This window comes from Flavobacterium seoulense, from assembly GCF_000695795.1.
Taxonomy (GTDB): Bacteria; Bacteroidota; Bacteroidia; order Flavobacteriales; family Flavobacteriaceae; genus Flavobacterium; species Flavobacterium seoulense.
Genome location: NZ_JNCA01000016.1, coordinates 176,349 through 189,608, shown reverse-complemented (window position 1 = coordinate 189,608; position 13,260 = coordinate 176,349). Strand labels below are relative to the sequence as shown.

Here is a 13,260-nt window from a genome sequence, read left to right as displayed (position 1 = left end):
TCCTGTTTTTTTTATGATATCTAAAAAAAAAGTCTAATCCTTCCGAATCTTGTTTTAAAATTTTGTTAAACTGTATTTTTGCTGTAGAAATCGCATTTTCTTGCCTTATCTTTGTCATATCAAAACAAAAGGGGTGGTTTCCTTTTGGTTTATATAAATTTAATAATTTATAATTTTTTGGTTGGTTAATAGCATAAAAACTCAGTCATTATTTGACTGAGTTTTTTTGTTTTAATATATTTGGAATAAAATTTGCAATTTGAATCAATAAAACAATTAAAGTAAATTATGAAAAAAATAATCCTACTATTATTATTGATTTTAACCGTAAGTTTTGATGCTGTTCAGGAAGACGCTTATGATGTGGGTGAATGGTTTAAATTTCGTATTCATTACGGAATTGTAAATGCCGGATATGCCACACTCGAAGTTAAAGATGCTACTCTAAATAATAAAAAAGTTTTTCATGTTGTGGGTAAAGGATACACAACAGGTGTTTCCCGCTTTTTCTTTAAAGTGGTAGATGTTTATGAAAGCTACATTGATAAAACTACTGGAAATCCATATCGTTTTATTCGTAATATTAACGAAGGTGGCTACACTAAAAATCAGGAAGGTTTTATTGATCAATCAGCAAACAGAGTTACGGTAAAAGATTATAAAAATAAAACTGAAAAAACTTTTGTTATACCAAAAAACACTCAAGACATTCTTTCTACTTTTTATTATCTCCGTAATCATCCCAGAATAGATAAAATTAATCCGGGAGAGTCCATAGAGATAGATATGTTTTTTGATGATGAAACCACAAAATTTAAGTTAAAGTTTATAGGTCGTCAGGATATTACAACTAAATTTGGGGTCATTTCATCAATGGTTTTTAAACCACTGGTACAATCGGGTCGTGTTTTTAAAGAACAGGAGAGTTTAACAGTTTGGGTTTCAGATGATGAGAATAGATTACCAATACGTATTAAAGCAGATTTAGCTGTAGGTTCACTCAAAGCAGATTTAGATGCTTTTAAAGGATTGAAAGGTCCGTTTAAAATAAAAAAGAAATGAGCATTAATGAAAATACAGCAGGTATTTTAAAAGAAATTGAACAAAAATACGAATCCATTAATCAAAAAACCGATACGCAGCTTGAAGGTTTGCTTTGGTCAAAACCTGCCACTTATTGGGATTACATTCAAACCGATGTATTGTTGAATTTGCAAGTGCAACGAACGGTTTTTCCAGATGAAATGGTGTTTATTCTTTACCATCAAACCAATGAGTTGATTTTTAAAATGATACTTTGGGAGATGGAGCAGATTGCAAATGCTCAGAATATTCAGGCTGATTTTTTTACCGAGAGGTTAACACGTATTAGCCGTTATTTTGATATGCTTACTACTTCGTTTGCTATTATGGAAAATGGTATGGATATAGAGCAGTATATGAAATTTAGAAATACACTTACACCGGCTTCCGGATTTCAAAGTGCTCAATATCGTTTGATTGAATTTTGCGCTACTGATTTAGTTAATTTGATAGATAATCGCTTCAGAAAAACATTTGATAATACTATTTCGAATGAAAATGCGTTTGAAATTTTGTATTGGCAAGCAGCAGGAAAAGATTATCAGACCGGAAAAAAATCATATACCTTAGAAGTTTTCGAAAAAAAATACAAAGCGACTTTTTTAGATTATATAGAAAAGTACAAGCCTATAAATATTTGGCAAAAATACAAACAGCTTTCTGTAGAAGAACAGGAATCGGGTGTTTTGAGAGAAGCAATGCGTCATTTTGATTACACAGTAAATATTACCTGGGTAATGCAGCATCTCAATGTTGCTATCAAGTATATTGATCAAAGTGGTATGGGTGATGGTGAGGCAACTGGTGGAAGTGATTGGAGAAAATACATGCATCCTAAATACCAAAGGAGAATATTTTTTCCAGAATTATGGAGCGAAACTGAATTGGCTAATTGGGGACAAGAACAATAATAATAAGTAGAATTGAAAAAATAAACACAGTTTGAAATACCTTCTAACATTTATAATTGCATTAATAGTAGTAGTTTCGTGTAAAAAGTCAGATGCTAATACTGATGAAAAAGCTATCGTTGAAAAAGTAAAACCAAAACAAGAGAATTCTGATTTCGGATTTAATTTTGCTGATTATAATGTTGTTCAGGATACAGTTAAAAAAGGAGATACTTTTGGTACAATTATAAATAAACAGAATATTGGAGACCGAAAAATCCATGAAATTGTAACCAGTATCAGAGATACTTTTGATGTACGTGTTATTAGACCTAATAAGGCTTACACTATGTTGCGTTCTAAAGATAAAACAAATAAGCTACAGGTTTTTATTTATCAGCCCGATGATTTAAGTTATTATATTTTTGATCTTCGAGACTCGGCAGTAGTTGCTCATAAAAAGGTAAGACCGGTAACTTATAAACGAAGGCTGATTACAGGTGTTTTAAAAGGTTCTTTATCAGAAACCTTAACAAATGCAGGTGTTGCGGCAAGTTTAGCAACTCAAATCACTAAAATTTATTCCTGGTCTATTGATTTTTTTAAATTGAAAAAAGGCGACCGATTCGGAATTGCTTTTAACGAACGCTATATCAACGATTCTATTTATAATGGTGTGAGTGATATTGAAGGTGCTTTTTTCGAATACAAAGGCAAAATCATGTATGCTTTTCCGTTTGTGCAAAATGAAGCTTCGGGAAAAGTTGATTATTATGACGAAGATGGAAAAACAATGAAAAACCTTTTTCTGAAATCGCCTATTAAGTTTAGCCGAATTACTTCGAGATTTACCATGAGCAGATTTCATCCTGTACAACACCGTTGGAAAGCACATAAAGGAACCGATTATGCAGCGCCTACAGGAACGCCTATCATGACAACTGCAGCAGGAGTTGTAGAAACTACAGGTTACACGGCAGGTAACGGAAACTTTGTAAAAGTTAAGCACAATGGTACTTATTCTACTCAATATTTACACATGTCAAAAATATTAGTAAGACGCGGTCAGCGTGTGAATCAGGGAGATGTTATTGGTAGAGTAGGAAGTACAGGATTAGCATCGGGACCACATGTATGCTACCGTTTTTGGAAAAATGGTGTACAAGTAGATGCATTACGATTGAAACTGCCTACAGGAACACCGATGGAAAGCAAAAACAAAGCCCGATTTGCTAAAGCTATCGAACCTTTAAAACGCGAATTAGATAGCATTGGGAATTTATAATCTAAAGACAAATTAAGTTGAATAAAAAAACAGGAGAAGTAGTTGTAGTCCAATTGCTTCTCCTGTTTTTTTTATTCAGATATAACTTAAATCGCTTCGGCATTTACAACTAATTTCAGTATTTTTACGACCAAATCTAAAAACACTAAACAAAAATATTACATGGCTTTAAGTACTCTAAACCCAACAAAAACAGCTTCATGGAAAAAGCTTGAAAAGCATTTTGAAGAATTGAAAAACGTTTCTATGCAGGAAATGTTTAAACAAGATGCTACAAGAGCAGAAAAATTCAGTATCCTTTGGAATGATTTTTTAATTGATTATTCTAAAAATATTATCAATAAAGAAACGATTGCTTTGTTGCTTGAATTGGCTAATGAAATGGGTCTTAAAAGTGGAATTGAAGATTATTTTGGAGGAGGAATTATCAATCAAACTGAAAATAGAGCCGTACTTCATACAGCATTAAGAGCAAAAGAATCAGAAGTAATCAACGTAAACGGAGTAAATGTAATTCCGGAAGTTTATGAAGTAAAAAACAAAATTAAGGCTTTTACTAACGAAGTTACTTCGGGAAAAAGAACAGGTTATACAGGAAAAGCATTTACAGATGTGGTGAATATCGGTATTGGTGGTTCAGATTTAGGACCAGCAATGGTGGTAGAAGCGTTGCAATATTATAAAAATGATTTGAATGTTCATTTTGTTTCCAATGTTGATGGCGATCATGTGAACGAAATTATCAAGAAACTAAATCCGGAAACAACACTTTTTGTAATTGTTTCTAAAACTTTTACAACTCAGGAAACTTTAACTAATTCGGAAACGATTAGAAAATGGTTTTTACAATCAGCTTCTCAGGAAGATGTAGCCAAGCATTTTGTGGCAGTTTCTACTAATTTGCAAAAAGTAACTGAATTCGGAATTAATCCAGACAATGTTTTCCCAATGTGGGACTGGGTTGGAGGACGTTTCTCTCTTTGGAGTGCCGTAGGTTTGTCTATCAGTTTAGCAGTAGGTTTTGATAATTTTGAAGAATTATTAAACGGAGCAAATGAAATGGACGAACATTTTAAAACGGCTGATTTTGATCGAAACATTCCGGTAGTTTTAGCTTTATTAAGTGTTTGGTATAATAATTTCTTTGGAGCAGAGAGCGAAGCTTTAATTCCGTATACGCAATATTTACAAAAACTGGCACCTTATTTACAACAAGGAACAATGGAAAGTAATGGTAAAAGTGTTGGTCGCGATGGTAAAGAAGTCGATTATCAAACAGGAACTATTATTTGGGGAGAGCCAGGAACGAATGCACAGCATGCCTTTTTTCAATTAATTCACCAGGGAACAAAGTTAATCCCTACTGATTTTATTGGTTATGTACAACCGTTATATGGTGATAACAATCATCATGATAAATTGATGTCTAACTTTTTTGCACAAACTGAAGCTTTGTTAAACGGAAAAGAAGAAGCAAAAGTTCAGGCAGAATTTGATAAGAAAGGACTTTCGGCTGAAGCAGCTGCGTTTCTTTTGCCATTTAAAGTATTTGCCGGAAACAAACCTACCAATACTTTCCTGATTCAAAAATTGACACCTAAATCTTTGGGGTCGTTAATTTCTTTATATGAACATAAGATTTTTGTACAAGGATTCATCTGGAATATTTTTAGTTATGATCAATGGGGAGTGGAATTAGGAAAGCAATTAGCTAATTCTATTTTAGACGAAATCAATTCGAATGAAGTAAAAAATCATGATAGTTCTACAGCTTCCTTATTGAGTCATTTTTTAAGAAATAAATAACACTTAGTGGCTTTTTTTATAAGTATTTGATTTTCAGGTAAAATTAAAAACGATATTGATTCTAAATTACGAAAACCTCTGTTGCAGTTAGCATTAGGAGGTTTTTTTTATATCTTTTTTGTTTATATTTGTTAAAAAAAATACCAAAAAATCATGTATTCATTTATTCAAAAATTCCATTCTGGCTGGGCTTATTTAGCTCTTTTATTATTAGTAATTGCAGTAGTAAACGCCTTTATAGGTTTAGCATCAAAAAAAGAGTTTACTCCTAAAGATAGAAAGATTGCCCTTTTTGGATTAATAGGAATACACACTCAATTATTAATTGGTTTGATTTTATATTTTGTTTCTCCAATGGGGTTGAGTTCTTTGGGACAAATGTCAGACAAATTATTAAGATTAACTTCATTAGAACATCCTCTAATTAATCTTATTGCCATCACATTAATTACAATTGGATGGTCTAAGCATAAAAAATTAACCACAAGCGAATCAAAATTTAAAACTTTTTCTATTTTCTACGGATTAGGGCTATTACTTATACTAAGTAGAATTCCTTGGTCGTTATGGTTTCAATAAAAAACTTAAAAAGTCCTTTTTAGGACTTTTTTTATCTGGTTTTTGTTTAATAGAATAGATTCGAACTAAAAAGTTAATATGAAAAAATCAATAACACTACTTTTTTTATTTATTACTGTTTTTGTTGCTAATGCTCAGAATAAAAATTCAGCGAAGCAAAATACGAACGTTTCAAAAACAAATCCTAAAACTACTGTGCTTTTAGATACAGTAAAACCTTTTGCTTTTGTTGCTAAAAATAATGTGGTAAGAGACACCATTCATGATGAGATAATAGGCAAGTTAAAAGTCTATAAAAAAAGTGTTCACGCATCTTATTACGCTAATAAGTTTAACGGGAAGCGTACAGCTAGTGGGATAAGATTTAATAATAATGATTACACTGCCGCACATAAAAAATTTCCTTTTGGCACTAAATTGAGAATTACTAATGAAGCAAATGGAAAATCAGTTATTGTTGAGGTGATAGACAGAGGACCATTTGTTCGATCAAGAGAAATTGATTTGACTAAAAGAGCTTTTATGGAAATTGCTAAAAACAAAGGAGCAGGTTCCATGATTGTGACTATCGAAGAAATAGTACAATAATAATTACCAGTTCTTGAACGGATTCCTACTTAAATACGAATTGTAATATCGTTCATCATTAGTCACTTCTGCACCTAACCACTCTGGTTTTTCAAACAATTCAGCTTCCGATTGTAGTTCAATTTCGGCCATTTCCAATCCTTCATTTTCGCCGTAAAATTCATCCACTTCATAAGTGTGATTGCCCGCTTTGACCTCAAAACGTGTTTTGTCAATTACTCCCTTTTCACAAAGCAGCAATAAGTTTTTAGCTTCATCAACTGGGATTTCTTTTTCCCATTCAAAACGAGACATTCCGCTCGCATTAGAACTTCCTTTTATGGTTAAATAAGCCTTGTTTTCTTTAATTCGAATGCGAACTGTACGTTCAGGATTTGAGCTTAAATAACCTTGAATAATTCGTTTTTTCGAAAAAGCTTCTTTTTTATAAGCATCTGAAGTGACTAAAAACTTTCTTTCTATTTCTAACATCTTTTGTAAATTAATGTGGCGCTTTTTCTTTCAGGGCTGTCTGGACTAAGTTTTTGGACTTCAAATGTATTAAATATTTTAAGGGTATTTGATTTCATTTTGACAAATTGACTATAAATTTGTAACATGCCTGAAATGAATCCAAATAGAAAAATAATACACATCGACATGGATGCTTTTTATGCTTCTGTGGAGCAAATGGATAATCCCGAGTTACGTGGAAAACCCATTGCTGTAGGCGGATCAGAAATGCGTGGTGTGGTATCGGCTGCGAGTTATGAGGCTAGAAAATTTGGAGTTCGCTCAGCAATAAGTGGTGTTTTGGCAAAGAAATATTGTCCGGAACTTATTTTTGTACCACCCCGATTTGATCGTTACAAAGAGATTTCGGCACAAATTCATAAAATTTTTCGTGATTATACTGATTTGGTTGAGCCGCTTTCGCTTGATGAAGCTTATCTTGATGTAACCCAAAATAAAAAAGGAAATCCGAGTGCGAGTTTATTGGCACAGGAAATTAGAAATCGTATTTTTAATGAAGTAGGTTTGACGGCTTCGGCTGGAATTTCTGTGAATAAATTTGTTGCTAAAATTGCCAGTGATTTTAATAAACCTAATGGGCAAAAAACGGTTACTCCCGAAGAAATTATTCCTTTTTTGGAAGTTTTACCTATTCGAAAGTTTTATGGAGTTGGTAAAGTAACTACCGAAAAAATGTATCAGCTGGGTATTTTTACAGGATTGGAATTAAAAAATAAATCGCTGGAGTTTCTAGAAAAACATTTTGGAAAATCCGGAAATTACTATTACCATGTAGTTCGCGGCATTCATAATAGTGAAGTAAAATCGAGTCGTATAGCAAAATCAGTAGCTGCCGAACATACTTTTGAAGTCAATCTTTCTTCGGAAATTTTTATGTTGGAACAATTGGAACTTATTGCAAATAGTTTGGAACGAAGGCTTAAAAGATATAATGTTTCGGGAAAAACGGTAACTTTAAAAATTAAATATAGCGATTTTAGCCAACAGACCCGAAGTAAAACTTTGCCTTATTTTATTGATGATAAAGGATTAATTTTAGAGAACGTAAAGGAATTATTGTTTCAGGAAAAAATGAAGGATTCTGTCCGATTACTAGGAATTTCGATGAGTAATTTAAATACCGAAGTGAAGAAAGCAGTAGTTGTTCAGTTGAAATTTGATTTTTAAAAAGAAACCGCAAATTTGCAGATTATAATCATATGCAAATTTGCGGTTCAATATTTTATAAAAAATAACTCTCTTTATTAATCTTTGCTTGAAAGTTTAGATAACAATCTTAAAAATTCGATATATAACCAAACTAAAGTAATCATTAATCCCATTGCGCCAAACCATTCCATGTATTTTGGCATTCTTTGTTGTACACCTTGTTCGATACGATCAAAATCTAAGAATAAGTTTAGAGCTGCAATGATAATTACAAAAACACTGATACCAATACTCATCATTGAGTTTCCGTGATGAACAGGAACAAAACTGGTAAACATAGAAAATAACCATGAAATTAAATAATAAGTTGCAATGGCTAATGTTGCAGCGATTACAACTGATTTAAATTGTTCGGTTACTTTTACAATTTGGTATTTATATAATCCTAAACAAACGGCAAAGGTTACAAACGTTGCTCCAACAGCCTGAATAACAATTCCAGGATAACGTGCTTCAAAAATAGCCGAAATTCCTCCAATAAATAAACCTTCAAATAAGGCATATCCAGGTGCTAAATAACCAGAATATTGCGGTTTAAAAGCAGATATTACAACCAAAATTAATCCTATAATTGCACCACCAATTGCGGGAACTATTGGGTTTAATCCATTAAAGGCTAACCACCAGATAACCATTGCTGATGCGGTAAGTAATAAAAATAATAAAAGCGTTTTGTTGATTGTGCCTGAAAGTGTCATGTTTTGGTCGTAACCAATTACAGTGGCTTCATGAACTTGCTCTGCTCTGGATGTTGGCGAAAAGCTTTTATTGTTTAAAAATGGGTTTTTGGATTGAAAATTCATAATTTGAACGATTTTTATTGCATCAAATATAAAAGATATTTTTCAAGATAGCTGTTTAATTCTTCTTAATTTTTCAAAAAGCAGTTTTTTAGATGGATTTATAAGTAACCATAAAACAAAATGTTTTTTGTTTTGAAATAATTTTCTTCTTAACTATTAATTAGATACTTAGCTAGAGAATAAATATGAAAATTAAACATAAATAAGTTTGAAATGTTCTCTTAATTTGTACATTTACCCATTGATTTTTTTTAATAAATTTTAATGTTTCAATTTTTACTGATTGACCCCAAAACTGTTTTCCAACTTTATTTTTTAGGGAACTTATTTGTTTGCATTCTTATTTTTAGTTATTCGTTTTCGTATGCCACTAGTGATAGTAAGAAGATCTTAAATTGGTTTGGCTATGGAAAATTATTATTGACAATTGGCTGGATATTTCTTTTTTTAAGAAATATAATTCCTGATTTTATTTCGATAAATATTGCTAATTCGATTGTTTTTTCTTCTTGCTGTTATGAAACTATGGCAGTGTTGTCGATGTTAAAAACGAAATCGAAGCAATCAATCAAGATTCAAATAGGAATCACAATTACTGCGATTATAGCTTTTAACATAGCAACATTTTTAGAAAGTACTATTAATACAAGAGTTTTGATAGCTGCAATAGGTTTGTTTGCTATTTATTTACGACCAACGATTAAATATTTTACTGAAAGAGGGCATAATTTCTTCAGGTTTTTTTACGGGTTTTGTTTCGCTGCTTTTGAAATTTTGCTTGTACTTCGTGTAGTTTTTAATTATTTCAATCCTCAAAAGAGCTTTTTTGCACATGGTATTTTTGATGGTTTTTATAACATTAGTTTGTTTTTATTATCGTTAACAAGTACAGTTGGTTTTTTGTTATTAATAAAAGAAAAGCAAGATCTTAAAATCAAAAAACTTTTAAAAGACAGAAATCAGTTTTTTTCTATCATTGCTCATGATTTAAGAGGGCCTTTGGGAGGTTCAGTGGGACTTTCGGAAATTTTAGCCGAGAATTTTGATGAATACAGTAATGAGGAAATTAAGGAGATTAGCCAAATGCTTCATCAGTCGAGTAAGAATAGCTACAAGTTGCTTGAAAATCTTTTAGACTGGTCTCAGGTTCAAACGGGAATGATTGAGTTTAGTCCGAGAAAAATTGGTTTAAATGCATTAATTAAAGAGAATGTAGAGTTCAATAAGAATGCGGCATTAAATAAAAATATAACGCTTTTATTTGAATCGGCTGAATTTATTGAAGTTCAGGCAGATAAAAATATGATTGATACCATTGTTCGAAATTTACTAACTAATGCTATTAAATTTACTAAAAAAGATGGAGAAGTAACTGTAAGAATGGAAAAGCAAACTCAAAGAGCTGTTGTATCTATTACAGATACAGGTGTTGGGATTTCAGATGAAATTAAAGCTAAACTATTTAAAATAAATGGAAAAGTAACGCAAAGAGGAACAGAAGATGAAATAGGAACAGGACTCGGATTGTTACTTTGTAGCGAATTTGTAAAAAAACATGATGGTGAAATTTGGGCCGAAAGTGAGCTAGGAAAAGGAAGTACTTTTAAATTTACATTGCCACTGTGATAAAAGTTTAACCGGAAGTTTTTCAGAAACAAAAAAATCCGTCTCGAATAATCGGGACGGATTTTTTATATTCAATGAAATAGGATTAGCTAATTTCAGAAACTCTCATGGTGTTTACCATTCCTTTTTCAGAAATTGGCATAGAAGCTAAGTTGATGATATAATCACCTGTAACAACATGTCCTTTTTCTTTTGCTATTCTGTTGATATCAATAACTGTATTGTCGGTGCTTTCTTCGCTATCGTAGAAATAAGTTCTAACTCCCCAAAGTAAACTTAATTGAGTAAGAATTCTTTTGTTTGAAGTAAAAACTAAAATCTCAGCAGTACTAGGTCTCCAAGCTGATAATTGGAAAGCAGTATAACCACTATTAGTCATTGTAGAGATGGCTTTTGCTTCAATAGAGTTAGCCATAATTGCTGCCTGACGACAAATAGTTTTAGTAATAAAACGTTTAGTTTTGATTTGTGGTGTGTTTTGTGGAACCTGAATTAATTCAGAGTTTTCTACAGCCTCACAAATTTGTGTCATTTTTTGGATTACCTGAACTGGGTAATTTCCAGCAGCAGTTTCTCCAGAAAGCATTACTGCATCGGCACCGTCCATTACAGAGTTAGCTACGTCATTTACTTCGGCTCTTGTAGGAGTCAAACTGTTGATCATCGTCTCCATCATTTGTGTAGCAACAATAACAGGAATTCTTGCTGTTTTAGCTCTGCGAATCAAGTCTTTTTGAACCAATGGTACTTCGTGAGCAGGAAGTTCTACTCCTAGATCTCCACGGGCTACCATTAATGCATCACAATAAGCTACAATTTTGTCCATGTTTTCTAATGCTTCTGGCATTTCGATTTTGGCAACAATTGGAATTTTATTTTCAGCGTGCTCAGCAATTAATTCTTGTAAGTCTTGTAAATCACGTGGAGTTTTTACAAATGAAAGTGCAATCCAGTCTACTTTTTGACCAATAGCAAAAATAGCATCAGCAATATCTTTTTCAGTCAAAGCCGGAAGAGAGATTTTAGTATTAGGAAGGTTAACACCTTTTTTAGATTTTAATTCTCCACCTTGAATTACTTTAGCAACCACTTCTGATTTTTTGTCAGTAGATACAATTTCGAAAATTAATTTTCCGTCATCTAATAAAATTCTTTCCCCTGGATTTACATCGTTAGGAAAGTTTTGGTATTTCATGAAAACTCTTTCGGCAGTACCTATAATGTCTTCGGCAGTTGTGAATGTGATTAAATCACCATCATTAACAAAAACACCATCATTCATTACACCAACACGAAGTTTAGGGCCTTGTAAGTCGGCAAGGATAGCTGTTGTGTAGCCAAATTCTTCATTAAGATCACGAATAATTTGAATTCTGTTTTCTACATCAGTATAATCAGCATGTGAGAAGTTAATTCTAAATACGTTTACACCAGCTTCAACCATGTCCTTTATGATTTCTCTTGTGCCGCAAGCAGGCCCAAGGGTAGCCACAATTTTAGTTTTCTTGTTTGTTGTAATCATTTGCATTAAAAAATTAGATTGTTTTTAGATTTTATTTGTCTTGTTTCAACAGTATATACTGTTGTTATATTGTCTATTGTATTTAATATCATTTTTATTTGATTGACATCAATGCTGTCATCAGTATTGTCTATTTTTAAAAAATAGTCGGCTTTTTTAAATTCCGGCAATAAATATACTTTTGTCGAAATACCTTCGGTTGAATTTGAAAATAAATCCTGTACTTGATTGTTTTGTTCTTGATAGACCTCGTTTCTATTTTGAACTAAATTCCAGGCTACTGTATTTTCTTCGTCATAAAAGTAAAACCTTGAAAATTTTGTTTCTCCTTCTTTGATATTTATTTGAACTTCATCAGCGCTCTTCGCCAGATTTACAGGAAGTTTTTGATTGATAAAATATGCCAATCGGTAATCTTCTAAAGAAGTGTGAATTGCAATAAGATTGTAATCAATCTCATCAAATTCGTCAAGACTTAATTTATGAACAGCCATCTTCATTAAAAATAAAGATGTAAATATACTATTTCTGTCGAAGTTTAAGTGTTGAAAATATAATCATTTCGTTAAATTTAAAACGAAAACGTTATAGTTTTGAGGAATTTAGTCTTATTTTTTGTCCATTTTTTCCTGAAAAGCAAAATAGGCACGCTGAGAAGCTTTTTCTTCGGCTTTCTTTTTAGAAGTTGCTCTCGCTTTTGCAACTACTTTTCCGTCAATGCTTAGTTTTACTCCAAATAAGCGTTGTCCGTCTATGGCATTGTCCTCAAAAATATCATAATGAAATAGCTTTTTCTCTTTTTGACACCATTCAATAATCAAACTTTTATAGCTAATTACCTTACCTTCCAGTCTTGAGATATCAACATACGGAATGATTACTTTTTGATGAATAAATTTTTCGCAAAAAGGATAACCTTTGTCTAAATAAATGGCGCCAATGAGTGATTCGAAAATATTTCCGTGTATGTTTTCACCAAAATGCTGTACCGGAACTTTGCTCTCTACAAACCGAATTAAGTCCAGATCTTTTCCTAATTCATTCAAATGTTCTCTACTCACAATTTTAGAGCGCATTTTAGTAAGATAACCTTCGTCTCCAAAAGGGGCTTCGTTAAATAAATGTGCTGCAATTACTGAGCTTAACATCGCATCACCTAAAAATTCTAAACGCTCATAACTTACAGGATTTCCTGTGGAATCTAGTTTTCCGGAGGAACGATGCGTGAATGCTTTTTGGTAATGAATTAACTCATTAGGAGGGAAGCCAAGTATTTTTTGGATAGCATCAAAAAAAATCCCGTCTTCTTGAGAACGGGATTTCTTGAATATTTTTTTGAATATACTCATAGTATCA

General features: G+C 32.1%; 13 protein-coding genes. 8 read left to right on the top strand and 5 right to left on the bottom strand.

Features of this window, described 5'->3' with window-relative positions; all coding sequences use genetic code 11:
- The first annotated feature begins 288 nt into the window (after nucleotides 1–288).
- The 6 genes from FEM21_RS08820 (at nucleotide 289) to FEM21_RS08795 (ending at nucleotide 6,231) form a co-directional block, all read left to right on the top strand.
- A complete protein-coding gene (locus FEM21_RS08820; RefSeq protein WP_035659619.1) occupies nucleotides 289–1,062 on the top strand; it encodes a DUF3108 domain-containing protein in 774 nt (257 codons plus the stop codon).
- Nucleotides 1,059–1,994 carry a tryptophan 2,3-dioxygenase family protein gene (locus FEM21_RS08815; RefSeq protein ID WP_035659618.1) on the top strand — a complete coding sequence of 312 codons (936 nt, stop codon included), beginning with the start codon at nucleotides 1,059–1,061 and terminating at the stop codon, nucleotides 1,992–1,994. The genes FEM21_RS08820 and FEM21_RS08815 overlap by 4 nt, the downstream gene beginning before the upstream one ends.
- Before the next feature lie 31 nt (nucleotides 1,995–2,025).
- Nucleotides 2,026–3,258, top strand: a complete 1,233-nt coding sequence (locus tag FEM21_RS08810) for a peptidoglycan DD-metalloendopeptidase family protein (protein ID WP_035659617.1) — start codon at nucleotides 2,026–2,028, stop codon at nucleotides 3,256–3,258.
- Nucleotides 3,259–3,420: 162 nt separating this feature from the next.
- Nucleotides 3,421–5,064 (top strand): glucose-6-phosphate isomerase, encoded by a 1,644-nt coding sequence (gene pgi / locus FEM21_RS08805; RefSeq protein ID WP_035659615.1) that lies wholly within the window; start codon nucleotides 3,421–3,423, stop codon nucleotides 5,062–5,064.
- Between the two features lie 153 nt (nucleotides 5,065–5,217).
- Nucleotides 5,218–5,643 (top strand): hypothetical protein, encoded by a 426-nt coding sequence (locus FEM21_RS08800; RefSeq protein ID WP_035659614.1) that lies wholly within the window; start codon nucleotides 5,218–5,220, stop codon nucleotides 5,641–5,643.
- A gap of 78 nt (nucleotides 5,644–5,721) precedes the next feature.
- Nucleotides 5,722–6,231 carry a septal ring lytic transglycosylase RlpA family protein gene (locus FEM21_RS08795; RefSeq protein ID WP_035659612.1) on the top strand — a complete coding sequence of 170 codons (510 nt, stop codon included), beginning with the start codon at nucleotides 5,722–5,724 and terminating at the stop codon, nucleotides 6,229–6,231.
- A 3-nt stretch (nucleotides 6,232–6,234) separates the two neighbouring features.
- On the opposite strand, the gene FEM21_RS08790 is transcribed toward FEM21_RS08795, so the two are convergent.
- Complete coding sequence (locus FEM21_RS08790; RefSeq protein ID WP_035659610.1) at nucleotides 6,235–6,702, bottom strand: CYTH domain-containing protein; 468 nt, start codon at nucleotides 6,700–6,702, stop codon at nucleotides 6,235–6,237.
- Between the two features lie 126 nt (nucleotides 6,703–6,828).
- Here FEM21_RS08790 and dinB point away from each other — a divergent pair, with 126 nt between their 5' ends.
- Nucleotides 6,829–7,911, top strand: a complete 1,083-nt coding sequence (gene dinB / locus FEM21_RS08785; protein ID WP_035659608.1) for a DNA polymerase IV — start codon at nucleotides 6,829–6,831, stop codon at nucleotides 7,909–7,911.
- 77 nt (nucleotides 7,912–7,988) lie between these two features.
- Here the strand turns inward: dinB and FEM21_RS08780 are convergent, their stop codons facing one another.
- Nucleotides 7,989–8,756 carry a Bax inhibitor-1/YccA family protein gene (locus FEM21_RS08780; protein WP_035659605.1) on the bottom strand — a complete coding sequence of 256 codons (768 nt, stop codon included), beginning with the start codon at nucleotides 8,754–8,756 and terminating at the stop codon, nucleotides 7,989–7,991.
- 264 nt (nucleotides 8,757–9,020) lie between these two features.
- Between FEM21_RS08780 and FEM21_RS16210 the strand changes: the two genes are divergently transcribed.
- The gene (locus FEM21_RS16210; RefSeq protein WP_051627540.1) at nucleotides 9,021–10,382 is read left to right on the top strand and encodes a sensor histidine kinase; all 1,362 of its coding nucleotides are present in this window, start codon (nucleotides 9,021–9,023) and stop codon (nucleotides 10,380–10,382) included.
- Nucleotides 10,383–10,467: 85 nt separating this feature from the next.
- Here the strand turns inward: FEM21_RS16210 and pyk are convergent, their stop codons facing one another.
- The 3 genes from pyk to FEM21_RS08760 form a co-directional block, all read right to left on the bottom strand.
- Nucleotides 10,468–11,901, bottom strand: a complete 1,434-nt coding sequence (pyk, locus tag FEM21_RS08770; protein WP_035659756.1) for a pyruvate kinase — start codon at nucleotides 11,899–11,901, stop codon at nucleotides 10,468–10,470.
- An 8-nt stretch (nucleotides 11,902–11,909) separates the two neighbouring features.
- Nucleotides 11,910–12,398: an IPExxxVDY family protein gene (locus tag FEM21_RS08765; protein WP_035659603.1), complete on the bottom strand. Its 489-nt coding sequence runs from the start codon at nucleotides 12,396–12,398 to the stop codon at nucleotides 11,910–11,912.
- A gap of 114 nt (nucleotides 12,399–12,512) precedes the next feature.
- The gene (locus tag FEM21_RS08760) at nucleotides 12,513–13,253 is read right to left on the bottom strand and encodes a ribonuclease III family protein (protein ID WP_035659601.1); all 741 of its coding nucleotides are present in this window, start codon (nucleotides 13,251–13,253) and stop codon (nucleotides 12,513–12,515) included.
- Nucleotides 13,254–13,260: the final 7 nt, after the last annotated feature.